The 22,637-nt window shown below is 61.1% G+C and carries 21 protein-coding genes and 1 rRNA gene; 11 read left to right on the forward strand and 11 right to left on the reverse strand.

Annotated elements, in window-relative coordinates; translation table 11 throughout:
* Both rrf and ACB031_RS22610 read left to right on the forward strand, forming a co-directional pair.
* Nucleotides 1-105: ribosomal RNA gene (gene rrf, locus ACB031_RS22605) — 5S ribosomal RNA — on the forward strand; the annotation flags it as partial.
* 336 nt (nt 106-441) lie between these two features.
* Complete coding sequence (locus ACB031_RS22610; protein ID WP_371140261.1) at nt 442-1,074, forward strand: LysE family translocator; 633 nt, start codon at nt 442-444, stop codon at nt 1,072-1,074.
* Between the two features lie 82 nt (nt 1,075-1,156).
* Here the strand turns inward: ACB031_RS22610 and fis are convergent, their stop codons facing one another.
* Nucleotides 1,157-1,453, reverse strand: coding sequence for a DNA-binding transcriptional regulator Fis (gene fis / locus ACB031_RS22615; RefSeq protein ID WP_005309538.1), 297 nt, complete (start codon nt 1,451-1,453; stop codon nt 1,157-1,159).
* Nucleotides 1,454-1,478: 25 nt separating this feature from the next.
* A complete protein-coding gene (dusB, locus tag ACB031_RS22620) occupies nt 1,479-2,444 on the reverse strand; it encodes a tRNA dihydrouridine synthase DusB (protein ID WP_124250971.1) in 966 nt (321 codons plus the stop codon).
* A gap of 338 nt (nt 2,445-2,782) precedes the next feature.
* Here dusB and ACB031_RS22625 point away from each other — a divergent pair, with 338 nt between their 5' ends.
* The 4 genes from ACB031_RS22625 to ACB031_RS22640 all read left to right on the forward strand — a co-directional run bounded on the left by ACB031_RS22625 (nt 2,783) and on the right by ACB031_RS22640 (nt 7,560).
* Nucleotides 2,783-4,141 carry a TolC family protein gene (locus ACB031_RS22625; RefSeq protein ID WP_017763945.1) on the forward strand — a complete coding sequence of 453 codons (1,359 nt, stop codon included), beginning with the start codon at nt 2,783-2,785 and terminating at the stop codon, nt 4,139-4,141.
* A 73-nt stretch (nt 4,142-4,214) separates the two neighbouring features.
* Nucleotides 4,215-5,219 (forward strand): HlyD family secretion protein, encoded by a 1,005-nt coding sequence (locus ACB031_RS22630; protein WP_017787554.1) that lies wholly within the window; start codon nt 4,215-4,217, stop codon nt 5,217-5,219.
* Nucleotides 5,219-6,355 (forward strand): ABC transporter permease, encoded by a 1,137-nt coding sequence (locus ACB031_RS22635; RefSeq protein WP_017787555.1) that lies wholly within the window; start codon nt 5,219-5,221, stop codon nt 6,353-6,355. Before ACB031_RS22630 ends, ACB031_RS22635 begins: the two co-directional genes overlap by 1 nt.
* Nucleotides 6,352-7,560, forward strand: a complete 1,209-nt coding sequence (locus tag ACB031_RS22640; RefSeq protein ID WP_117405928.1) for an ABC transporter permease — start codon at nt 6,352-6,354, stop codon at nt 7,558-7,560. Before ACB031_RS22635 ends, ACB031_RS22640 begins: the two co-directional genes overlap by 4 nt.
* Before the next feature lie 59 nt (nt 7,561-7,619).
* Here ACB031_RS22640 and ACB031_RS22645 read toward each other — a convergent pair whose 3' ends face one another.
* The 3 genes from ACB031_RS22645 to ACB031_RS22655 form a co-directional block, all read right to left on the reverse strand.
* On the reverse strand, nt 7,620-8,255 hold the full coding sequence (locus ACB031_RS22645) for an SDR family oxidoreductase (protein ID WP_117405929.1): 636 nt from the start codon (nt 8,253-8,255) through the stop codon (nt 7,620-7,622).
* A gap of 124 nt (nt 8,256-8,379) precedes the next feature.
* On the reverse strand, nt 8,380-9,234 hold the full coding sequence (locus tag ACB031_RS22650; protein ID WP_021469262.1) for a DnaA ATPase domain-containing protein: 855 nt from the start codon (nt 9,232-9,234) through the stop codon (nt 8,380-8,382).
* Between the two features lie 68 nt (nt 9,235-9,302).
* Nucleotides 9,303-9,980: a DnaT-like ssDNA-binding domain-containing protein gene (locus ACB031_RS22655; protein WP_010636284.1), complete on the reverse strand. Its 678-nt coding sequence runs from the start codon at nt 9,978-9,980 to the stop codon at nt 9,303-9,305.
* Between the two features lie 355 nt (nt 9,981-10,335).
* On the opposite strand from ACB031_RS22655, the gene ACB031_RS22660 reads away from it, so the two are divergent.
* Nucleotides 10,336-11,307, forward strand: coding sequence for a response regulator (locus ACB031_RS22660; protein WP_065017543.1), 972 nt, complete (start codon nt 10,336-10,338; stop codon nt 11,305-11,307).
* A 72-nt stretch (nt 11,308-11,379) separates the two neighbouring features.
* Here the strand turns inward: ACB031_RS22660 and ACB031_RS22665 are convergent, their stop codons facing one another.
* From ACB031_RS22665 to ACB031_RS22675, 3 genes are all read right to left on the reverse strand, one after another.
* A complete protein-coding gene (locus ACB031_RS22665) occupies nt 11,380-12,777 on the reverse strand; it encodes a peptide MFS transporter (RefSeq protein WP_011707249.1) in 1,398 nt (465 codons plus the stop codon).
* Between the two features lie 213 nt (nt 12,778-12,990).
* Nucleotides 12,991-13,902, reverse strand: coding sequence for a UTP--glucose-1-phosphate uridylyltransferase GalU (galU, locus tag ACB031_RS22670; RefSeq protein ID WP_005309577.1), 912 nt, complete (start codon nt 13,900-13,902; stop codon nt 12,991-12,993).
* A 94-nt stretch (nt 13,903-13,996) separates the two neighbouring features.
* On the reverse strand, nt 13,997-14,317 hold the full coding sequence (locus ACB031_RS22675) for a ComEA family DNA-binding protein (protein WP_211052874.1): 321 nt from the start codon (nt 14,315-14,317) through the stop codon (nt 13,997-13,999).
* 166 nt (nt 14,318-14,483) lie between these two features.
* Here ACB031_RS22675 and cysQ point away from each other — a divergent pair, with 166 nt between their 5' ends.
* Nucleotides 14,484-15,254 (forward strand): 3'(2'),5'-bisphosphate nucleotidase CysQ, encoded by a 771-nt coding sequence (gene cysQ, locus ACB031_RS22680; RefSeq protein WP_026141133.1) that lies wholly within the window; start codon nt 14,484-14,486, stop codon nt 15,252-15,254.
* Nucleotides 15,255-15,332: 78 nt separating this feature from the next.
* On the opposite strand, the gene ACB031_RS22685 is transcribed toward cysQ, so the two are convergent.
* The 3 genes from ACB031_RS22685 to ACB031_RS22695 all read right to left on the reverse strand — a co-directional run bounded on the left by ACB031_RS22685 (nt 15,333) and on the right by ACB031_RS22695 (nt 17,827).
* Nucleotides 15,333-15,629: a YciI family protein gene (locus tag ACB031_RS22685; RefSeq protein WP_005309589.1), complete on the reverse strand. Its 297-nt coding sequence runs from the start codon at nt 15,627-15,629 to the stop codon at nt 15,333-15,335.
* Nucleotides 15,630-15,653: 24 nt separating this feature from the next.
* A complete protein-coding gene (locus tag ACB031_RS22690) occupies nt 15,654-16,217 on the reverse strand; it encodes a septation protein A (protein WP_005309592.1) in 564 nt (187 codons plus the stop codon).
* Between the two features lie 104 nt (nt 16,218-16,321).
* Entirely contained in the window at nt 16,322-17,827 is a 1,506-nt protein-coding gene (locus tag ACB031_RS22695) for an aminotransferase class V-fold PLP-dependent enzyme (RefSeq protein WP_279485322.1), read from the reverse strand.
* Between the two features lie 218 nt (nt 17,828-18,045).
* On the opposite strand from ACB031_RS22695, the gene ACB031_RS22700 reads away from it, so the two are divergent.
* The 3 genes from ACB031_RS22700 to ACB031_RS22710 all read left to right on the forward strand — a co-directional run.
* On the forward strand, nt 18,046-18,681 hold the full coding sequence (locus ACB031_RS22700) for a hemolysin III family protein (RefSeq protein WP_010636289.1): 636 nt from the start codon (nt 18,046-18,048) through the stop codon (nt 18,679-18,681).
* A 118-nt stretch (nt 18,682-18,799) separates the two neighbouring features.
* Nucleotides 18,800-20,461 (forward strand): putative transporter, encoded by a 1,662-nt coding sequence (locus tag ACB031_RS22705; protein WP_005309602.1) that lies wholly within the window; start codon nt 18,800-18,802, stop codon nt 20,459-20,461.
* Between the two features lie 227 nt (nt 20,462-20,688).
* Nucleotides 20,689-22,637 (forward strand): retention module-containing protein (locus ACB031_RS22710; protein ID WP_371140262.1); only part of this gene is annotated, 1,949 nt, incomplete at its 3' end.

Raw genomic sequence — 22,637 nt, forward strand, 5'->3', positions numbered from 1 at the left:
ATAGCGCAGTGGAACCACCTGACCCCATGCCGAACTCAGAAGTGAAACGCTGTAGCGCCGATGGTAGTGTGGCATTCGCCATGCGAGAGTAGGACACTGCCAGGCACCCAAATTGAAGAAGCCCGCTCATCAGAGCGGGCTTTTTTATTACCTGAAATTCAGCGATTTCTGCACAATTTCCCGTGCTATTCCCCCTCTGCTCGCTCCGCACAGGGCTGTTCCATGTTGATTCACTCTACTTCCATTTAAACCCTGTGAGGCATCTTTTCTGCCTTCATTCATCCGCTATTCCCCGTTGTTACTCTGCTATTCGTTAGCCAAGATTCTGATGGCTCAACAGGATGGTCATTCTTTTTGTTGATGATCACTATTGCTCTGGCAGGGGATGACAAGGGCTGCGGGATCCTTAGACTGTGAACTTCATCGACAAGGGAGCTGTGTATGTTGGGGATCCACGATCTGGCGTTGTTTATCCTGTCAGGCCTGCTGTTGAACATGATGCCGGGGCCGGACTCCCTGCTCATCATGCTGCGCAGCGGCTCCCAGGGCTGGCGGGCAGGCTCCATGGCGGCACTGGGGATAGGGTCCGGCACCATGGTGCACGTGCTGGCTGCTGCGTTGGGGTTGTCCGCTCTGCTGAGCGCCTCGGCCGAGCTGTTTGCCGTCATCAAGTTGATGGGCGCGCTTTATCTGGTCTATCTCGGCTTATCCATGTTCAGGCAAGGGGGAGGAGGCCGGGTATCGGCTGAAGAGGCTGTGTCCCTGCCTGTGCTCTCCTATGGCAGGATCTTCCGGCAAGGGCTACTCACCAATGTGCTCAACCCCAAGGTGGCCCTGTTCTTCCTTGCCTTTGTGCCCCAGTTCATCGCGCCAGATGCGCCGCAAAAAGCGCTGGCATTCATCGTGCTGGGCTGCATCTTCAATTTCAACGGCATGATCTGGTGCCATCTGCTGGCTTTCTCGACCGCCTATGCGAGCCGCAAGGTGAGGCTGCCTGCAAGGCTGAATACCTGGTTCAACCGTGTGATGGGAGGCTTGTTCGTGGGGCTTGGCATCAAGCTGGCGGTGGAGTGAGAAGATAAACGTCGTCCATAGAAAAAGGCGTATCCCATTGCTGGGATACGCCTTCGTCTGCACTGCAGCAGGATGACTGAAATCAGTTCATGCCGTAGCGCTTGAGTTTCTTGCGCAGAGTACCGCGGTTGATCCCCATCATCACGGCAGCGCGAGTCTGGTTGCCACGGGTGTACTGCATGATCACGTCCAGCATGGGAGCTTCGACTTCGGAGAGAACCATATCGTACAGATCAATCACTTCCTGACCGTTCAACTGGGCCAGGTAGTTACGCAGGGCCTGTTGCACAGAGTCACGCAGGGGGCGCTGGGTCGGCTCGGCAGCGTGATTGTGAGTAGTTGTTACCAATGCATCAGAAGTCAGGGTTTGTTCGAACATATTCGGTCGGCTCTTTAGTTATGCGTTAACCTAATCCATCGAAATACGCTTCGAGTGCCTCGAGTTGTGCGTCTGCACAATCCAGGGCATTGAAGTGCTTACGGAATTCTCGGCCCGTCTCTTCTTCATCCAGATACCAGCCCACATGTTTACGGGCAATGCGCGCTCCCAGATATGCACCATAAAACTGGTGCAGGTTGGTTACATGCTCGTTCATCAGGGTGCGAACCTCTTCCCTGTCGGGAGGTGGCAGCTTGGTGCCCGTCTCAAGAAAATGACGGATTTCCCGGAAAATCCAGGGTCGTCCTTGCGCAGCACGGCCGATCATCACGGCATCAACACCGGTATAGTCGAGGACATACCGGGCCTTCTCCGGGCTGTCTATGTCGCCATTGGCGACAACAGGAATCGATACGGCCTGCTTAATCGCCCTGATAGTGTCGTACTCCGCTTCGCCCTTGTAGAGACAGGCACGGGTACGACCATGCACGGCGAGGGCCGCGATACCGCAATCTTCGGCGATTCGGGCGATCTCCTCGCCATTGCGGTTATCCGGATCCCATCCTGTGCGGATCTTCAAGGTGACAGGCACGTCCACTGCGTCCACCACGGCCAGGCAGATGGATCTGACCAGGTCGGGTTGGCGCAACAGGGCGGAACCTGCCAGCTTCTTATTCACTTTTTTTGCCGGACATCCCATGTTGATGTCGACGATCTGAGCGCCCTGCTCCACGTTGTAGCGGGCGGCAAACGCCATCATCTCGGGGTCGGCTCCGGCAATCTGGACCGATCGCAATCCCCCTTCAGCAGAGTGATCCATTCTCATCCGGGTTTTCTGGGTATCCCAGACATCCGGGTTGGCCAGCAGCATCTCGGAAACGGCCATGCCGGCACCCAGCCGCAAACAAAGTTCACGGAATGGTCGGTCTGTTACACCGGCCATGGGAGCCACGATCAGGGGAGTTTCAAGCGTGTGGGGACCTATCTGCATTCCACGGTTACCATCGGCTTAGGGCGGCGTATATTACGCATTTTTTAGTCAGGAGAAAAGGTTAGTATTTGAGCGTCAGCCATTTTTTTCTGAAAAAAACGTCGCGCCAAGGCTTGCAAAATCAGGAGTGCTTGAAAATCGGACAGATTGTCGAAGCGAAGCGGTGGGGCCAATTGGATGAGGGGGACCATGATTTGCCTGTCCCCATCCCGGACGGGTTTGCGTTATGATAGCGAGCTTGTATCGAGCAAAGACTCCAAACAAATTCATTACAAACAGATTGGGGACGTATGACGGCAAGGTTCATCAAATCTCTCTACCCGTGTCTGCTTGGCGCCATGCTGGGCTCGGCCCAGGCTCAGACGGTCAGTTTCAGCGAAGCCTGGAGCCGGGTCATTCAACAGGATGACGGGCTGGCGGCGGAACAGGCCGGGGTTGAGCGGGCGCAACAGCTGCGCGAAGCCGCCAAGGCCATGTATCTGCCCAAGGTGGACGTGGGGGCCAGCTACACCCACCTCGATCAGCCGGTGGAACTGGACATGATGGACCTCAACCCCATCGCCAGTCATCCTGAGTTCGGCAAGGTACTGGCGCCCATCATGCAGGCGCTCAAGCTGACGCCCAATGACTTCGTCACCCCCCTCACCAAACAGAACGTGGTGACCAGCTCGGTCAAGATGCTGTGGCCGCTGTTCACCGGTGGTCGCATCGATGCGGCACAGGACATTCGCCAGGCCCAGGTGAGCGAGGCGCAGCAGTTGCTGGTGCTCAAGCAGCAGTCCACCTTCGAGAGCCTCTCCCAGACCTATTTCGGGGTGGTGCTGGCGGCCCAGGTGGTGCAGACCAAGCAGGAGATCGAGCAGGGGCTGGCTCACCACCTGGAGCATGCCAAGAAGCTGGAAGCCCAGGGCCAGATCGCCCGGGTTGAGCGTCTCTCCGCCCAATCAGCCTATGACCGGGCCCGTATCGATACCCAGAAGGCGCGTCGCAGCCTGGAGATTGCCCAGCTGGCCCTCGGCCACATGCTCAAGCTCAAGCAGGCGGAGCCCGATACCCAGCTCTTCATCAATCCGCAGATGCCTGAACTCGCAGCCTTCGTGCAGGAGACGCTGGCGGTGCACCCCGGCCTCAAGTTGCTGACGGCCAAGAAGGAGCAGGCGCAGGGGATGATCAAGCTGGAGAAGGGCAAGTACGCCCCCGAGCTGTTCCTGTATGGTAACTACAACCTCTATGAGGATGACTCGCTGGCCTCCAAGACCACCCCGGACTGGCTGGTCGGGGTGGGTGTCAGCATGCCGCTGGTGAGCCGTGACGGCCGCTCCGAGACGGTACAGGCGGCCAAGAGCGCCGAGCTGCAGGTCAATCTGCTGCAGGCCAAGACCCGCCAGGATCTGGAGTTGCTGGTCGAGAAGACCTGGCGCGAGGCGGCGCAGGGGCTGGAGGAGTTCCAGTCACTCTCTTCTACCCAGGCGCTGGCCGAGGAGAACGTGCTGCTTAGGGACAAGGCATTCGGGCAGGGGCTCTCCACTTCCCTCGATGTGGTGGATGCCCGCAACCAGCTGGCCGGGGTCAAGACCCAGCGCGCCGCTGCCGCTTATCAATACGTCATTTCGCTGGCGCGTCTGCTGGCCCTCTCCGGGCAGATGAACAGCTTCAACCAGTATCAGCATGGGCAGGCGATCGAGGTGAACTCATGATCGCGGCCTGCCATGCTCCCATTTTCATGTCTGTTTCGACCGCCAAGGGTCGCCCGTTTGCCGAGGTGAATTCATGAGTCATCCCCCCATCAAGAAGAAGATGAACCAGGGCAAGCCGCTGCTGCTGCCATTGGCGCTGGTGTTGCTGGTCATCTGGCTGGGCTGGCGTTTCTGGCTGGCCTATCAACCCGAGCCGGTGCGTCTGCAAGGGCAGATCGAGGCGCAGCAGTACTCTGTTTCCTCCAAGGTGGCGGGCCGCATCGAGGAGGTGCTGGTGAAGAAGGGGGATCAGCTGGCCAAGGACCAGCTGGTGTTCACCCTGGCGAGCCCCGAGATTGAAGCCAAACTGAGCCAGGCCAAGGCGGGCCAGGCCGCGGCCGGTGCCATGGCGCAAGAGGCCGAGAAGGGGGCGCGCGCGCAGCAGATTGCCGCCGCCAAGGATCAGTGGCAAAAGGCCAAGGCGGCCGCCTTGCTGCGCGGCAAGACCTACGAGCGCATTGCCAGCCTGCACCGGGATGGCGTGATGCCGCTGCAAAAACGTGATGAGGCCTGGACGGCCTGGCAGGCGGCCAGGTACAGCGAAGGCATGGCCTGGCAACAGTATCAGATGACCCTGGAAGGGGCGCGGGAAGAGACCAAGATCGCGGCCCGCGAGCAAGCCAAGATGGCGGCAGGTTCGGTGGCTGAAGTGGAGGCCTACCTGGCCGACACCCGCATCAATAGCCCGCATGCGGGTGAAGTATCCCAGGTGCTGCTGCGCAGCGGCGAGCTGGCCCCGCAGGGCTTCCCCGTGGTGACCCTGCTCGACATGAACGATGCCTGGGCCCAGTTCCACGTGCGTGAAGATCTGTTGCCCCGCTTTGCGCTGGGCACCGAGTTCGATGCCCGCATCCCCGGTCTTGGCGAGCAGACGGTGCGTTTCAAGGTGACCCATGTGGCCGTGATGGGGGACTTTGCCACCTGGCGCGCCACCGACACCCGCCAGGGCTTTGACATGAAGAGCTTCCAGGTGGAGGCGCGCCCGCTGCAACCGGTCGAGGGGCTGCGGGTCGGCATGAGCGTGCTGGTTGAGCTCTGATGGGACGCGAATGGCGGTTGCTGTGGCAGGATCCGTTCGGCCGGGCGCTGGCAAGCTGGCTGCCCCTGCTGCTGATGGGGATCCTCTGCTGGATCTTCTCTGCCGGGCTGGCGCGGGATCTCAAGATAGGTCTGGTGGATCTGGACCAGAGCGTGCTGTCGCGCCAGCTGGCCTATTCGCTGGATGCCTCCGCCGGGCTCAAGGTCGCGCGACAGTTCGACTCCATCGCTGAAGGGGCCAACGCCCTGCGGGGAGGCGATATCTACGCCCTGGTCGTGCTGCCCGATCATCTCGAGCGGGATGCCAGGCAAGGCACCCAGCCGCGGGTCACCGTGTTCAACAACGGCCAGTTCATCCTGATCGCCAAGCTGGTCAACTCGGCGCTGGCTCAGGTGGTGGGAACCCTCAACGGCCAGGTCGGCGTGCTGACGGCGATGGCCGATGGCAAGGTGTTGCCCGGGGCGCTCGGCCAGGCGGTGCCCATCAACAGTCAGGTGACGGCGCTCTACAACCTCAATGCCAGTTACGCCCAGTTTCTGCTGAGCGCCATCCTGCCTGCGGTGTGGCAGATCCTGGTGGTGCTCTACGGACTCAATGCGCTGGCCCGCACCGACCGGCTGGGACTGGACTGGACTACCAAAGGGGTCTGGTTCGGGCTCTGGCGCACCCTGCTGCCCCACGTGCTGATCGGCTGGGGCTGGGGGCTGCTCTGGACGCTGTTGCTGTTCAAGGGCTTTGCCTATCCCATGCACGGCAGCTGGCTGGTGCTGACGGTGGGGTTGGGGCTGGCCTCGGCCGCCTGCGTCAGCATGGGAGCCTTCTTCTACGCCGTCATCCGGGATCCAGCCCGGGCTCTGTCGCTGGCGGGGGCCTACACGGCGCCGGGGTTCGCCTTCATGGGGGTCACCTTTCCGGTCAGCGCCATGGGGGATTTTGCCCAGTTCTGGCGCAGCCTGCTGCCCATCTCTCACTATGTCGAGCTGCAGATCGGCCAGACCAACTACGGTCAACCGCTGGCGGCAGCGCTGCCGCAATTCGGCGCCCTGCTGCTGTTTCTGCTGCCCCTGCTGCTGGTCGTGCGTCGCTACCGGGCACAGGCGAGCACGACCCAGTCACAAGAGGAGCTCAAGCCATGATGGGATTCCGGGATCTGCTGCGCCTCGAGCTGCGTACCCTGCTGGCGGACAGGGCCATCATGCTGACCCTGTTTGGCGGCGTCTTCTTCTACTCCTTCCTCTATCCGCAGCCCTATCTGCACCAGCTGCCGCGGGAAGAGGCTGTGGTGGTGGTCAACGAGGATGGAAGCCAGCTCTCCCGTCAGCTGGAGTTCATGGCCGATGCGACGCCGCAGGTAAAACTGGTGGCACGGGCCAGCTCGCTGGATGAGGCTCGCCAGCGGATGATGGCTGGCGAGGCGAGCGGAATCCTGCACATCCCCAATCACTTCTATCGGGATCTGATGCTGGGCAAGAGCGTGACCCTGAGCTATGCCGGCGATGCTTCCTACTTCCTGGTTTACGGCACCATCGCCGAGGGGCTGGCCCAGGCGGGCGGCACCCTGGCCGCCCAGGTGAAGGTGGCCAGGCTGCTGAGTCACGGCGAGGCGCTGCCGCAGGCGGCCATGGGCTGGAATGCGGTGGCCCTCAACGTACTGCCGGTGTTCAATCCGACCATGGGCTATGTGAACTACGTGGTGCCGGCTGTGTTCGTGCTGATCCTGCATCAGGTGCTGCTGATGGGCACCGGCATCCTGGGGGCGACCCAGAACCAGCGCAGCCAGCGCGGCGAGTCAGGCTATTGGCAGGATGCGCCCGTCCTGCCACTGCTGCTGGCCCGTACTCTGGTGGTGGGGGGGCTGTTCGTGCTGCCGGTGAGCTACTTCTTCGGCTTCTGCTTCGATCACTACGATATCGCGCGTACCGCCGAGCCGGCCACACTCTGGCTGTTCACCCTGCCGTTCCTGCTGGCCACGACCTGGTTTGGCGTCGCGCTGGGGGCCCTCTTTACCCGGCGCGATCTGCCGACCCAGGTGGTGCTTGTCTCTTCCCTGCCGCTGGTCTTCTTGGCCGGCTTCATCTGGCCGCTGGAACTCATTCCGGCGCCGCTCAACTGGCTGGCCCAGTGGGTGCCGAGCACTCCGGCCATCGAGGGGTTTTTGCGCCTCAACCAGATGGGGGCGGGGTTCGAGCAGGTTGCCCGTTACTGGTGGCAGTTGTGGGGGCTGGCGCTGCTGTATGGCGCCCTGTCCTGCCTGCTGCTGGGCTGGCGTCAATCCCAGAGGCGAAAGGTTCGCCCGGCCGCTCTGGCGCGGGATGCTGTGAGCGAGCCCTCCGCCGGTTAGGTGTTCCCCGAAAGCAAAACGGTCAGCCCCTGGGCTGACCGTTTTGCTATGGCGATGGCTCATGCCCGGCTGAGGCTTGGGTCGCCGATGGCGTAGATCTGACCTGCTGTCGCCTCGTCGGTCAGCAGACGCAGCCCGCAGGCGGCGACGTCGGCCCGGCGCACCAGACCGTGCATCTCCTTGCCCTGACTCAGCACGGCCGCACCGGTAGCTATGCCATCCTGCAGACCGGCCGGGCGCAGTATGGTCCACGCCAGCGTGCTGGTCTGCAGCCAGCTCTCCGCCAGGCTCTTGAGCCGCACCTCGTGGCCGAAGGCGGCCCGTGCCCGCTCGGGCAGATATTGCCAGCTGTCGCCACAGCCGAGGGAGGTGACCAGCAGCAGACGCTTGAGTCCGGCCCGCTCCATCTCGTCGATCACCAGGCGGTTGCCAAGATAGTCGACGGGCTCAACCTGGCGAAAACTGCCCAGGGTGGAAATGGCCTGCGCCCCGTCACCGGCCAGCCGGCAAGCGGCTGCCACCGCCTGCGAGTCCAGGGCATCGCCGCTGATGACGTCGACGCCCAGCGATTGCAGCCCGGCGGCCATGTCGGCATGGCGCACCAGGGCGACGACCCTGTGGCCAAGTTGCAGCGCTTGCTCGGTGAAGGCGCGGCCCAGCCCGCGGCTGGCTCCGAAGATGAGTGTGGTTGGCATGGTGCGGCTCCCTTGAGTGAAAGGGCTAGCCTAGAGGGCGGAAGAGATGTTGTAAATGAGAGTTGTTTTTATTTGTCTGGCAGGAGAGAAAACGGTGAGCCGGAGACACCCGGCTCACGCAGCATCAGCCGTTGTAGTGGCCGATATTGGGACGACGACTGGGGCCGCTCAGGTGGATATCCACCGGATTGAACGCCTTGATCGCCTCGAAGCTGAAGTCGCCGATGGCCTGATGCAGGCTTTGGGGGCTGTGGTTGGTGATGAGGATGACGCTTTTTGAGAGGTTGCGGCGACGGCGCAGCAGGTGGCCGAGGAAGCTGGACTGGCTCTCCGCCATCTTGGCACGATTGGCCGCCACCTCGTCGATGATCAGCAGGTCAACCTCTTCCAGGGCGCGCCGGTACTGGTTGCGCTCTTCCTGATCCTGGATGACGTTGAAGAACAGCCGATCAACGATGGAGGCCCACTGCTGGAAGATCACCGACTTCTGGTGGCGCTCGATCAGTTCGTGCGCCACCGCGCCGGCCAGGGTCGACTTGCCGGTGCCGTAGTCGCCATAGATCAGCATGCAGCCACCGCCGCTCTTCTCCCAGTGTTCGAAACCGCTGATGAAGTAGCGGGCCGTCTCGATGGGGTATTGCAGCGCGGGATCGCCGGCATCCATGCGCTCGAATATCCAGTCCGGGTTGAGGTCGGCCTGGGCGATCAGTTTCTGGATCCGCTCCTGCCGCGCCACCTTCTGCAGTTCGCGCACCTCGGCGTTGGCCTTGGCGTCGTACTCCTTGCGCAGGGTCTCATAGTCGTACTGGCTGCCACCGGTCTGGGCCTGCAGGCGGCGAATGCGCTCGAGCAGGCCGCTGACGTGGCGGCTTAATTCGGGGTCGTGCATCCGTTGCTCCTGCTTGGCCTTGGCGATCTTCCGGCGTTTGGCCTCGATCTCTTCCAGCTCCTGGCGCAGGGGATCGTGCGGATCAGTCATGGAGTGCTCCTTCTGCTCGGTCTGGGTGGGGACTGGGGTCTGATTTTGCCTGCTGGCAGGGGCCTTCTTCAATCATTATCCGGCTCCTGGCGCTGCGCGGCCAGCCGCTTGGCCTCTTCGATCATCTCCTGGGCCCGCTTGCTCGGGCCCGCCTCCACCGGCTCCGGGGTGACTTGCTGATAGCCGGTTACGCTCATCGGCTGACGGCGGGCGTAACGGCGGGTCTTGAGGGCGCGAATGAACTTGAGCATCCACTGATGCTGGGAGTCGAACACCTCGGGCCGCCCCAGCCAGTAGGCGATGAACTCGCCGAGATCCTCTTCGCTGTAGCTGGCATCGATCACACCGCACAGGCGGGCGAGGGCGGACAACTCTTCATCCGGGCGCCACTGCAGGTGCATCTGGAAGGGGCGCTCCGGCAGGGGGCTGCGCACCCGCTGGGTCAGCAGCGGCAACTGGAACGGACACTGATGGTAGTGCTCACTCTCGGTCTGGCTCTCGACCTGCAGCAGGCCGGCCTCCATCAGCTCGTCAAACAGTTCGGTCAGCTGGCGGGCATTGACCTGAAAGGAGAAGCCGCTGGGATCGCCCGGATCGACCACTGCCAGCGCCCGCCCAAGCTCCGGGTAGTTGAGCCTGGCCAGCTGATTTTCCAGCACCAGCCGACGCAACTGCAGGGTATAGAGGCTGCGGGCAGGGTGGGACAATCTGGGGTGGGCGAGAGCGCTGTATTCGGCTGGGGTCATGGCATGCTTCATCGACGAAATTGAGGGGCATTATCCCCCATGGCGGAGCTGCATACAATTGATGGTGGCTGGGGTGAGATGCTGCAGGGCGGGGGCGCAGCCGATCTCTGCCCGCGCGCGTCAGGGGAGTGGTTGTCTCTCGTATGCTCCCCTTGCTGGGCGAAGCGATGCCCGCAGGGCAAGGCGGGTTTTCGAGCAACCTCATTACCTGCTTTATTTCAAACAGTTGACGGTCTAAATAGCTATCTGGCATAGCTTTAATGGAGATTATTCTATCATCCGATTGGTCAGTGCAGTCGGTTATGGTCTAGGCTTGAAGCTAAATAACTGGTTGACTAATAAGAGCTTTATCAAGATGTCAAAAGCCGGATTACGGATCCTGGTGGTGGAAGACGAGGTCGTTTTTCGCCACTCCTTGGTAAATTATCTCGAGCACGATGGCGCCTGCGTCTTCCAGGCTGAAGACGGTATCGAAGGTCTCTCCGCCGCCGCGCTTTACCACCCCGATGTTGTCTTGTGTGACCTGAACATGCCCAACATGGATGGCCATGAGGTCATTGCCTGTCTCTCTGCCCGCTATCCTCATACCCCTGTCATCGTCATCTCGGCCCAGAGCAAGATGGAGGCGGTCGAGCGGGCGCTGCGCGCCGGCGCCCGCGACTTTCTGCTCAAGCCCATCTCGGACTTCGGTCAGGTGCGCCGCAGCATAGAGCAGTGTCTGGCGGCCAACCACGGCTATGGGCAGCAGCTGGAGTTGATGGAGCACATGGACTTTTTCCGCGAGCACGACAAGGCGGCCACCCGGTTGCTGGCCTGGTTGAAGCCTCCCGGTCTGCAGGAGTGGGGTCCCTGGCAGGTGACCTTCAAGGGGATGGGCAACCTGTTCATTCCCGATACCTTCAAGGTGGATGACAAGCTGCTGGTGCTGGTGATGGAGCTGCCGGTGCTCGGGGTGGATGCGGCGTTTTGCGGGGCCCTGGTGCGCTCCCTGATGAACGGGCCCTATCGTCAGTTTCAGCGCGGCGAGAGCCTGTTGCTGACTCAACCCCATCGATTGCTCGACTACCTCAATCTGCAGTTGATCGAATCCGGCCTGCGCCACTCGTTTGCCATGGCCGCACTGCTGTTTGATCAGGAGGACGGGCTGGTCTTTGCCAATGCCGGGCTGACCTCGCCCCACTGGCTGGTACGCTCCGGTGGGCTGCCGCTCGGCCTGTTGCGCACCAGTCACTACGCCTTGCACAGGCGGAGCTGGCATGAGCCGTTTGACCTGCAGTTTCGCAGCGACAGCGGCAGTGCCCTGCATGTGCAGGTTCGACATCATTGAGGCCTTGTCAGACGGCCACAAACAAAGAGGGCGCCCGTGGGCGCCCTCTTTGTTGCTGACAATCTTGACCGCTTAGACGGCGGCAGATTGCAGCTTCTTGTCGTGTTCCTGCGGCTCTTTGGCCGGGCCTTCGGCACCGTGCATCCAGTAGACCAGGCGGTTGGCCATGGTCAGCAGGATCAGGGCGCTGATGACGGCTGCCAGCGCGATGCCACCGAAGATGGCCATGGCGCCGGACTCGCCGACGAAGGAGCCGATGAAGCCGGCAGCATAGTTGGCGAGAGCCACGAAGCCGAACCAGGCACCCATCATCAGGGAGGCCAGACGCAGCGGAGCCAGTTTGGTCACCATGGAGAGGCCGATCGGGGAGAGGCAGAGCTCGCCCAGAGTGTGGAACAGGTAGGCGCCGACCAGCCAGAACATGGAGGTCTTGACGGCCTGATCACCACCTTGCTCCAGCACGGCACCGATCATGAACAGGAAGCCCACGGCCAGGAACAGCAGACCCATGGCGAACTTCACCGGGGAGTTCGGCTCTTTCTTGCCGAGCTTGATCCAGATGGCAGCCACGATGGGCGCCAGGGTGATGATGAAGAAGGGGTTCAAGGACTGGAACCAGGCAGTTGGTACTTCGAAGCTGCCGATCATGCGGTCGGTATACTCCTGTGCGTACAGGTTCATCAGACCGCCAGCCTGCTCGAAGCCGGCCCAGAAGATGATGGTGAACAGACCCAGCACCAGGATGACCTTGATGCGATCCACTTCCTGCTTGGTCAGCGGAGCCTTCTGCTCTTTGGAGCGCTGCTCGGCGGCGCGCTGGGCAGCCGGCACGCGGCCGATGTCACCGAGGAAACGCTGGGCCATGGTGGCCTGTACTACCAGGGAGAGCAGCATGCCGATACCGGCGCTGACGAAGGCGGCTTGCCAGCCGTAGGCGGTGGCGGCTGCGCCACAGATCACGCCGGCCAGCAGGGAGCCCAGGTTGATGCCCATGTAGAAGATGGTGAAGGCACCGTCGCGACGGTGGTCACCTTCCTGATACAGATCACCCACCATGGTGGAGATGTTCGGTTTGAACAGACCGTTACCCACGATCAGCAAGCCAAGACCTGAATAGAACACTGTGTTGACCATGTCCGGGAACATGGCGTGGGGCAGGGCCAGCGTGAACTGGCCAGCGGCCATCAAGACAGCACCGAACAGGATGGCGCGACGCTGACCCAGGAAGGTATCAGCCAACCAGCCGCCGATGATCGGGGTGATGTAGACCAGACCGGTATAGATGCCGTACAGCTTGAGGGCATCGGCCTGAGTCCAGCCCATCCCGCCGTTGGCAGTCATGTCAGTCAGATAGAGCACGAGCACGGCACGCATGCCGTAGTAGGAGAATCTCTCCCACAGTTCGGTACTAAAGAGCAAAAAGAGCCCTTTAGGGTGACCTAAAAAGGTCCCTTTGGACGGATTATTCATTGGAACTTCCACCTGTGTCTTATATTTTTTTAGAAATTTTATGCAAGGGCTAGGAACAAGCCTTAATCCTTATAGAACAAGCGTGATTAAATTACAATATTATGATTTAGCGATATTTTATCTATCAATGGTTGAATATTTGTTTATAAAATGAAAAAGGGCATCGAATGATGCCCAGTATAATATTCTTTCGTTTGGTTAAATATTCAGCGATTACAGCTGCTTGGCAAACTGCTTCAGCCAATTGATAAATTCGCCGTTCAGCTCCGGATGGCGCGCTGCATATTCCACGTTGGCTTTCATGTAACCCAGCTTGCTGCCGCAGTCGTGGCTGCGCCCTTTCATGAAGTAGGCGTTGACCTGCTCCTGCTCCATCAGCATGGCGATGGCGTCGGTCAGCTGGATCTCGTCACCGGCACCGGCGGGGGTGCGTTCCAGCAGCGGCCAGATGTTGGAAGAGAGCACGTAACGGCCGACCACCGCCAGATTGGAGGGGGCTTCATCGCGGGGCGGCTTCTCGACGATGGCCTGCATCGGCAGGGACATGCCCTCGCTCAGCGCCTCACCCTTGATGTCGGCGATACCGTATTTGTCCACTTCGCTCTCGGGGACGGCTTCCACCATGATCTGGCTGATGTGGTTCTCTTCGAACATGTGCACCATCTCGGCCAGATTGTCCTGCTTGAGATCGCTGGCCACCTCGTCGATCAGCACATCCGGCAGCAGTACCGCAAAGGGGTTGTCGCCGATCAGCGGGCGGGCGCAGAGCACCGCGTGACCCAGCCCTTTGGCTTCACCCTGACGCACGTGCATGATGGTGACGTCTTTCGGGCAGATGTGTTGCACCTCTTCCAGCAGCTGACGCTTGACCCGCTTCTCGAGGGTTGCTTCCAGCTCGAAACTCTTGTCGAAGTGGTTCTCGATGGAGTTCTTGCTTGAGTGGGTGACCAGCACTATCTCCTTGATGCCGGCCGCGATGGCTTCGCGCACCACATACTGGATCAGCGGCTTGTCGACGACGGGCAGCATCTCCTTGGGGATGGCCTTGGTGGCTGGCAGCATGCGGGTACCCAGACCGGCGACGGGAAGAACGGCTTTGCGTACAACGAGCGGTGTCTTTTTCATGGAGAGAGTCCAGAGATACAAAGTGGGCCCATGATACCCGAAGAAAAATAGGGCAGCCACAGGCTGCCCTCAGGATGGAAGTGGCGGAAACCGGTTACTTGACGATGATCATGTCCCGATTTGCTTCCAGCGTGGCGGGGCCGATACCGCTGACATCGGCAAGCTGGTCAACAGTGGTGAACTTGCCCTGTTTCTCGCGATAATCGACGATGGCCTGTGCCTTCTTCTCGCCGATGCCCTTGAGCGCGGTCAACTCGTTGATACTGGCGGTATTCAGGTTCACCTTGCCACTCTCCTTGGCGGTGGCAACCGTGGTGGCCGGTGTGGCGGCGGGCTTGTCGGCGGCCAGCAGGGGCTGGCTGAGCAGCGGCAGGCAGCTCATCAGCAGGGTGGCGGTCAGGGTCTTGTAGTTCATGGCGTCACGTCCTTGTGTTGTGGGATTCGCTATTGAGGATTAGTCGAGCCGCGCCACTTTTTGTCTGTCATATCTGACACTGTATAAGTCAGAGCAAACGGCTATAAGCCTCCTCTATCCAAAATGGGTACACTGCTCCAACCATTTGACCAGGATGTCTTTTTCCATGTTTTTTCCCGCAATCTCCGAGCTGGAGCCCATCGCCCGCGCCGCCGGCGAGGTCATCATGGCCATCTACAGTCAACCCTTTGCGGTGGAGTACAAGGGGGACGAGAGTCCGCTGACTGCCGCCGACAAGGGAGCACACGAGCTGATTGTCGCGGCGCTGGCCAGGCTCACCCCCGATATTCCAGTGCTGTCGGAAGAGTCCTCCCCCGAGGTGATGGCGGCGCGACTCGGCTGGTCCCGCTATTGGCTGGTGGATCCGCTCGATGGCACCAAGGAGTTCGTCTCCCGCAACGGCGAGTTCACCGTCAATATCGCGCTGATCGAGCATGGCCAGCCACTGTGGGGTCTGGTCTATGCTCCCGTGCTGGACAGGCTCTGGTATGGTGGCAAGGGGGTGGGGGCCTCGCGCATTGCCGATGGCAAGCATGAGGCTATCCAGACCCGACCTCATCAGGAAGGCACACCCTGGCGCGTGGTGGGCAGCCGCAATCACCTGTCACAGGAAACCCTGGATTACCTGGCGCGCTTTGGTGACATGGAGCGGGGCGAGATAGAGCTGGTTTCCATGGGAAGTTCGCTCAAGTTCTGCATCATCGCCGAGGGGGGCGCCGAACTCTATCCGCGCCTCGCCCCGACCTGCGAGTGGGATACGGGGGCGGCGCAGGCGGTACTGGAAGGGGCTGGCGGCAGCGTCACCCAGCTGGATGGCTCGCCGCTGCGCTACAACAAGCCCGACATCCTCAACCCCTGGTTCGTGGCCAAGGCATAAACGGGACGGTGGAATGCAAAAAGGCCGGACGGGAGTGAGTCTCCAGTCCGGCCTTTTTATTTCTCTACTGCCCTTGGCTCAGAAGACCTTCTTGAACGGCTTGATGGTCACCTTGGCATAGACCCCGGCCGCCACATAGGGATCGGCATCGGCCCAAGCCTTGGCATCTGCCTGGCTGGCGAACTCGGCGATGACGGTGCTGCCGGTAAAGCCGGCATCGGCCGGATCCTCGGCATCGATGGCCGGGTTGGGGCCGGCGGTGAGCAGCCGTCCCTCATCCTGCAGCGCCTGTAGCCTGGCCAGATGGGCCGGGCGCGCCTGCTTGCGCAGCGGCAGGCTGCCCTGAACATCTTCGGAGTAGATGAGATACCACATGAGAGGATCCTTTTCTGATGGCGGTTATTTTTTCAGTTCGTCTTCTTGTTTGGTCAGCTGCTCGGCAGGCAGGTGGCGATAGAGATAGACACCACTCAGCAGGGTGAACACCAGGGTCATGCCAAGCAGACCGAACACCTTGAAGTTGACCCACACCTCCTGTGGCAGGTTGAAGGCCACATAGAGGTTGAGCAGGCCGCAGACGGTGAAGAAGCCGACCCAACCGAGATTGACCCGATCCCAGACGGGATCCGGCGCCTGCAGCTCCTTGCCCAGCATCTGCTTGATGAGGTTCTTGCCAAAGCCGTAGCGGCTAATGAGCAGGCCCAGCGCGAACAGTACGTTGATGACGGTCACTTTCCATTTGATGAAGGTGTCGTCGTGGAAGATGACGGTCAGGCCGCCAAAGAAGCCGACCAGCAGGAAGGTGAACAGCTGCATCTTCTCGACCTTGCGATAGCGAACCCAGCTGTAGGCGAGCTGCAGACCGGTCACCACCACCAGGGCGCCGGTGGCCATGTAGATGTCGTAGAACTTGTAGACCGCAAAGAAAACGATAAGGGGAATAAATTCAATAAATTGCTTCATGTCTGGCTCGTCGCCCTCAAGAGTGGAACGCAAAATTTCATCCAGTGTACCTGCCCGATGGGCAACGGCAAATGAATAAGACCGCTCATTCGCCAGCCAGTTCCTCAGCCAAATAGCTGCCCTGCGATCTCATCGCCCAACCGTTTCTGATCTGCCAGCAGATCGCGAATATGACGCTCTTCGATGAGGGGGTTGAGCAGCACGGCCCGCAGCAGGGTGAGCGGTTGGGCACCGTAGCGACCCACGGCCCGCTGGGTGCGGGAGACAAAACTGTGCCCCTCGGCGCGTTGGGCTTTTTGCAGAGCGACGTTGAAGGCATTGACCTGCTCGTTGGCGGCTTCGTCCAGCACCTTGCCCTGCAGATGAGGGGGGATGCAGCGATAGGAGAGCAGGTTCATCACCGGGGCCGACATCAGCTCGAAGGCCGGATCCTGGTCGATGAGGCTGGCCATCAGGCGGGCCCGGTCGTAGTTGGCCTCGATGAGCTCGGCATAGCCCTGCTGGCCGAACAGCTGGAAGGCGGCATCCAGATAGAGGGCGTTGGCCGGGCGGGTTCCCTCCAGGGTGAAGCGCCCCTGATCAAAGGAGCTGGCGCGGATGGCGTAGGGGGCCTCTCGCTTGACCGCCATCATCAGGTCCGGCTGGCGGCAGAGCAGCATGCCGGTACCGAGCGGTACCAGCAGTTGCTTGTGGCCATCCAGGGTGACGGTGTCGGCGTGCTCGATCCCCGCCAGTAGCCCTTGATAGCGGGACGAGAAGAGAGTCGGGCCACCCCAGGCGGCATCTACGTGGAAGTGGATCTTCTCGCGAGCGGCGATGGCTGCCAGCTCAGGCAGCGGGTCGATGGAGCCGAAATCGGTGCTGCCGGCCACACCGACCAGCGCCAGCACTTTCAATTTCTGCTCTTTGCACTGGATCAGCGCCTGCTCCAGCGCGGCCAGACTGAGCCGGTTATGCTGGTCGGTCTCGAGGCGCCAGACGCTACGCGCCCCCAACCCCAGCAGATCCATCCCCTTGTCGAAGGAGTAGTGCATCAGCCGCGAGCCCAGGATGACGGCGCCGCGATACCCCTGCTCATAGAGGGCGAACAGGTTGTCGCCGCAGGCCCGGTTGCGGGCCAGCCAGAGGGCGGTGACGTTGGCGATGGTACCGCCGCTGGTCATGACGCCGAGCGCCGCATCCTTGGCATGCATATGGGTGCCGTAGAAGGGCTCGTCGGCGCGATAGACGAGGCGATGCAACTTGGCCAGCACCTCCCGCTCCAGAAAGCTGAGCAGGCGGGAGGATTCCATCTTCATCGGGTTCTGGTTGAGCATCACCACCAGACGGGAGAGCTCGGCTGTGAAGGCCGGCAATGGTGCCGTCATATGGCCCATGTAGCGTGGCGAGGTCAGGTGGGAGGCGCCGGGCACCAGGGTGGCCAGCCTGGTCAGGTAGTCCGCCATGGCGAGCCCCGTTTCCGGCATGCCCGATTGTTCAAGCTGGTGGGTGAACTGGTCGCGCTGATAGGGAGCCTGACTGTCATCCGAGTGGTGGAAGGTCTCCAGCAGATCCGTCATGGCCTGGCCAAAGGCCGGATCCGGTTGTGCAAACAGCTCAGTCAACTTCATCAGGTTCTCCAGACCGGGTTGCCGGGGAGTCGGGGGTGAACAAGGGGCGGCAACAGCTAAGTGGGCATCGGCCGCAGAGCATACACCAAAGGTCAACGGCTGACAGCCATGCGCGCGGTGAGGAAACATCGCAAATAGGGGCTGATCATCTTTAAGCTAACACTTGTACTCTGAAATGACGGCAGCTAGAGTGAGCGCAGTTTGGGCAGGAGTATGCAATGAGCAGTGTGACGGATTATTCGCCCCGCGAGGAGCTGGCCAACCGCCTCAGCCACGGGCTGGGGCTTGTGCTGGGGATCCTGGGGTTGGTGTTGTTGTTGAACAAGGGCTGGGCGCAGGGCACCCAGGCACTGATCAGTTATAGCCTCTATGGTGGCAGTCTGGTGCTGCTCTATCTGGCCTCGACCCTCTATCACAGCATGGCGGAGGGGCCGGCCAGGCGCTGGTGCAAGGTGTTTGATCACTGTGCCATTTATCTGCTGATCGCCGGCACCTATACCCCTTTTCTGCTGGTGGCGCTCGACACGCCGCTGGCACAGGGGCTGATGGTGGTGATCTGGGGGCTGGCGCTGGCAGGGGTGGTGTTCAAGCTGCTGTTCATCAACCGCTTCAAGAAGCTGTCGCTGTTTACCTACCTGATGCTGGGCTGGCTGTCGTTGCTGGTGGTCTATCAGCTTTATATCCATCTGGAGGGGGAAGGCTTGCTGCTGCTCGGGCTGGGTGGTCTCATTTACAGCCTGGGGGTGATCTTCTATGTGGCCAAGCGCATCCCCTACAACCACGCCATCTGGCATCTGTTCGTGCTGGGGGGCAGTGTTTGTCACTTTATGGCCATTTATGGTTACGTCGCATAACTAGCCCTTAATTGGTATTTTTTGCCGCGCTAAAGGATAAATTCGTGCGGTATCACACAGTTGACCGCGACGTTTGCTGACAAGCTAGGGACAGTTCAATTCGCAAAGGATGCACGAAATGAGTGATATCGCGCTTTCCATCAGCATGTTGTCGCTGGTGGCAGTGCTGGGGCTCTGGCTGGGGAACTGGCGAGTCTATGGCGTTGGTCTCGGGATCGGAGGGGTGCTGTTCGGCGGCATCATAGTGGGCCACTTCGCCGGCCTCTCGGGGCTGGCGCTGGATGAGCAGACCCTGCACTTCATTCAGGAGTTCGGCCTGATCCTGTTTGTCTACACCATAGGCATTCAGGTCGGTCCCGGCTTCTTCTCCTCCCTGCGCAGCTCCGGCCTCAAGCTCAATGGCTTCGCTGCCCTGCTGGTACTGCTCGGCTGTGCCGTGGCGGCAGCTCTGCATCAGCTGTTTGATGTGCCGCTGCCGGTGATCCTGGGGGTCTTCTCCGGCGCCGTGACCAATACCCCTTCCCTCGGTGCCGGCCAGCAGATCCTGGCCGAGCTGGGGGCCGCCCCCGGTTCCACTGGCCTGATGGGGATGGGCTATGCGGTCGCCTATCCGTTCGGCATCTGTGGCATTTTGTTGACCATGTGGCTGATCCGTATGTTTTTTCGCATCAAGATCGACGAAGAAGCCGCCCAGTTTGAGCAACAGGCCGGCAAAACCAAGGAGAGTCTGCAGACCATCAACATCGCGGTGCGCAACCCCAACATCCATGGTCTGATGCTGAGCGAGATCCCGAGTCTCGACGAGGCCGACGTCATCTGCTCGCGCCTCAAGCGCGGCGAGGAGCTGATGGTGCCGCGGCCGGAGTCGCGCATCGAGCTGGGCGACCTGCTGCATCTGGTGGGTGAGCGACACGCCCTGCGCAAGGTGCTGCTGGTGCTGGGGGAGGAGGTGGAGACCTCGCTCTCCACCCGCGGCACCGACTTGCGGGTGGAGCGGGTGGTGGTGACCAACGAGCAGGTGCTCGGCAAGAAGATCCGCGATCTCGACATCAAGCAGAAGTACGACGTGGTGATCTCGCGCCTCAACCGGGCCGGCATCGAACTGGTGCCGACCAGCCAGACCAGCCTGCAGTTCGGCGACATCCTCAACCTGGTAGGGCGGCTCGACGCCATCGAGGCGGTCACCAATGTGGTGGGCAACGTGCAGCAGAAACTGCAGCAGGTGCAGATGCTGCCGGTGTTCATCGGCATCGGTCTTGGCGTGTTGCTCGGCTCCATCCCCTTCTACCTGCCGGGCTTCCCGGCCGCGCTCAAGCTGGGCCTGGCGGGCGGGCCGCTGGTGGTGGCGCTGATCCTGTCGCGCATCGGCAGCATCGGCAAGCTCTACTGGTTCATGCCCCCCAGTGCCAACCTGGCGCTGCGGGAGATCGGCATAGTGCTGTTTCTGGCGGTGGTGGGCTTCAAGTCCGGCGCCGGCTTCATCGATACCTTGATCAACGGTGACGGCCCGGCCTGGATGATGTACGGGGTGGCGATCACCCTGATCCCGCTGCTGGTGGTCGGGGTGCTGGCCCGTCTGTACGGCAAGATGAACTACCTCACCCTGTGCGGTCTGCTGGCCGGCTCCATGACGGATCCTCCCGCCCTGGCGTTTGCCAACGGCATGCATCCCACCAGTGGTGCCAGCGCGCTCTCGTACGCGACCGTCTATCCGCTGGTGATGTTTCTGCGGATCATCTCGCCCCAGCTGCTCGCCATCCTGCTGTGGGCTGGCAGCTGAACATAACCCCGAATGGGAGCACTGGAGGTGCTCCCTTCATATTTTTGCAACACATTGATCATCTTGATTTTATTTTTTATTCCCACCGCTATTGACCCTTCTGTTTAACCGACCGTTCCGGCCTCGAATCAGTCTATCCATTCGAATTTTCTAACTGGTTTCCGGCGCCATTCGCGGGCACATTAGACGGTGGAATATTGCATGCCAATAGAGATTCAGGAGAGAACATGAGCAGCCACGAAATTGCATTGGATCAGGACGTCGTCGTTACCCAGTTGAAAGGCAAGGTTTACCTGGTCGCCGCAGATGGCAGCCAGCAACCGCTCGCCGAAGGCGATATCCTGCCCAAGAATGCCGTGTTGATCACTCCTGAGGGCGCCAGCTTCAAAGGTGGCAACCAGACTTTCACCCTGAGCCCGACCAACGAGCAGCAGGCTGAGGATGAAACGTCTCAAGAGCCGCTGCTTGCCCAGAACGTGCCGAGCGACAATCCCAATGACATTGCTGCCCTGCAGCAAGCCATTCTGGGTGGCGCCGACCCGACCAAGGCGTTTGAAGCCTCTGCTGCCGGTGGGGCTCCTGCCGCCGGTGGTGGTATTGGCGGCGTGGCCGGCGCCAGCGGCAATGGTGGTTTCGTCACCATCGACCGTACCGGCGATGCCACCATAGCGGCGGCGGGTTTTGATACTACCTATCAAACCGATGCCGGCGTGACCGCGGATGCACTGCCGGGTGAAGAGAACCGCCTGATCGATCTGGTGCCGCCGGTGATCACCGTCTCTGCGCCTGACAATACCAACGACACTACCCCAACCATCACGGGTACCACGGATGCCGCCGCTGGCAGTACCGTGACCCTGCTGGTGACCGATGCCAATGGCAACCAGCAAACCCTGATCACCACCGTCAATCCGGATGGCACTTTCAGCGTGGATGTCACCACGCCGCTGCCGGATGGTTCCTACACCGTCACGGGCAGCGTCACCGATCCGGCCGGCAACACCGGCACCGCGACTGACGACGGCAGTGTGGACAGTACCGCTCCCTCGGCACCGCAAGTGGACATCCAGGACGGGGCGGACAATGTCATCTCCGCCAATGAGCGCGAGAACGGGGTGGATGTCATCATCCGGCTGCCGGGCGATGCCAAGGCCGGCGATCGTCTCGATGTGGACTGGAACGGTGATGGCGTACCCGACTCCAGCAGAATTCTGACGACCGACGATATCGGCCGCACCCAGGTCACCCTGACCATCCCCACCACGGATCTGCCGGTCAACGGCCCCATCACGGTGGATGCCACCCTGACCGACCCGGTGGGCAACACCTCGCCCAAGGGAACCGACAACAGCGTGGTGAATGCCGCACCCCAGCCGGGCGACGACCAGTTCACCGTGGCAGAGGATGGCACCGTTACCATCAATGTGCTTGGCAACGACACGGATGCGGATGGTGATCCTCTCACCATCACCGCCATCAACGGCCAGGCCATTGCCGAAGGCGGCACGGTTGCGATCAGCAACGGCTCCGTCACCCTGAACAATGGCCAGCTGATCTTTACACCGGCTCCGGATTTCAACGGCAACATCGCATTTGAATACACAGTTACCGATGGCCTGAACAGCGCCACAGGCGGCGTGACCGGGACTGTTACGCCGGTCAACGATGCCGCGGTGATCACCGGTACCGATACCGGTGGCGTGACCGAAGATGAAAGCAACCCGGCCCTGACCGAGACCGGTACCCTGACCGTGACCGACGTGGATGGCGCCGACGAGGCCAAGTTTGTGGCCGGCAACGGCACCCCGAGCGCGGGCGCGCTGGGCAGCCTAACCATCACCGAAGGCGGCACCTGGACCTACAACGTCGACAACAGCAAGGTGCAGTACCTGGGCGAGGGCGAGACCAAGGTCGAGACCTTCACCGTGGCCTCTGTCGATGGCACCACCCATACCGTCACCATCACCATCACTGGCGTCAACGATGCCGCGGTGATCACCGGTACCGATACCGGTGGTGTGACCGAAGATGAAAGCACTCCGCTGCTGACCGAGACCGGTACCCTGACCGTGACCGACGTGGACGGCGCGGATGAAGCCAAGTTTGTTTCCGGCAACGGCACCCCGAGTGCCGGTGCACTGGGCAGCCTCTCCATCACCGAAGGCGGTGCCTGGAC

Source organism: Aeromonas sp. S8(2024) (assembly GCF_041403085.1).
In the GTDB taxonomy this organism is placed as follows: Bacteria; Pseudomonadota; Gammaproteobacteria; order Enterobacterales; family Aeromonadaceae; genus Aeromonas; species Aeromonas dhakensis.

Coding starts and splice junctions, on each gene's coding strand:
- ACB031_RS22610 (WP_371140261.1), top strand. CDS start 442: ATGTTGGGGATCCACGATCTGGCGTTGTTTATCCTGTCAGGCCTGCTG.
- fis (WP_005309538.1), bottom strand. CDS start 1,453: ATGTTCGAACAAACCCTGACTTCTGATGCATTGGTAACAACTACTCAC.
- dusB (WP_124250971.1), bottom strand. CDS start 2,444: ATGCAGATAGGTCCCCACACGCTTGAAACTCCCCTGATCGTGGCTCCC.
- ACB031_RS22625 (WP_017763945.1), top strand. CDS start 2,783: ATGCTGGGCTCGGCCCAGGCTCAGACGGTCAGTTTCAGCGAAGCCTGG.
- ACB031_RS22630 (WP_017787554.1), top strand. CDS start 4,215: ATGAGTCATCCCCCCATCAAGAAGAAGATGAACCAGGGCAAGCCGCTG.
- ACB031_RS22635 (WP_017787555.1), top strand. CDS start 5,219: ATGGGACGCGAATGGCGGTTGCTGTGGCAGGATCCGTTCGGCCGGGCG.
- ACB031_RS22640 (WP_117405928.1), top strand. CDS start 6,352: ATGATGGGATTCCGGGATCTGCTGCGCCTCGAGCTGCGTACCCTGCTG.
- ACB031_RS22645 (WP_117405929.1), bottom strand. CDS start 8,255: ATGCCAACCACACTCATCTTCGGAGCCAGCCGCGGGCTGGGCCGCGCC.
- ACB031_RS22650 (WP_021469262.1), bottom strand. CDS start 9,234: ATGACTGATCCGCACGATCCCCTGCGCCAGGAGCTGGAAGAGATCGAG.
- ACB031_RS22655 (WP_010636284.1), bottom strand. CDS start 9,980: ATGACCCCAGCCGAATACAGCGCTCTCGCCCACCCCAGATTGTCCCAC.
- ACB031_RS22660 (WP_065017543.1), top strand. CDS start 10,336: ATGTCAAAAGCCGGATTACGGATCCTGGTGGTGGAAGACGAGGTCGTT.
- ACB031_RS22665 (WP_011707249.1), bottom strand. CDS start 12,777: ATGAATAATCCGTCCAAAGGGACCTTTTTAGGTCACCCTAAAGGGCTC.
- galU (WP_005309577.1), bottom strand. CDS start 13,902: ATGAAAAAGACACCGCTCGTTGTACGCAAAGCCGTTCTTCCCGTCGCC.
- ACB031_RS22675 (WP_211052874.1), bottom strand. CDS start 14,317: ATGAACTACAAGACCCTGACCGCCACCCTGCTGATGAGCTGCCTGCCG.
- cysQ (WP_026141133.1), top strand. CDS start 14,484: ATGTTTTTTCCCGCAATCTCCGAGCTGGAGCCCATCGCCCGCGCCGCC.
- ACB031_RS22685 (WP_005309589.1), bottom strand. CDS start 15,629: ATGTGGTATCTCATCTACTCCGAAGATGTTCAGGGCAGCCTGCCGCTG.
- ACB031_RS22690 (WP_005309592.1), bottom strand. CDS start 16,217: ATGAAGCAATTTATTGAATTTATTCCCCTTATCGTTTTCTTTGCGGTC.
- ACB031_RS22695 (WP_279485322.1), bottom strand. CDS start 17,827: ATGAAGTTGACTGAGCTGTTTGCACAACCGGATCCGGCCTTTGGCCAG.
- ACB031_RS22700 (WP_010636289.1), top strand. CDS start 18,046: ATGAGCAGTGTGACGGATTATTCGCCCCGCGAGGAGCTGGCCAACCGC.
- ACB031_RS22705 (WP_005309602.1), top strand. CDS start 18,800: ATGAGTGATATCGCGCTTTCCATCAGCATGTTGTCGCTGGTGGCAGTG.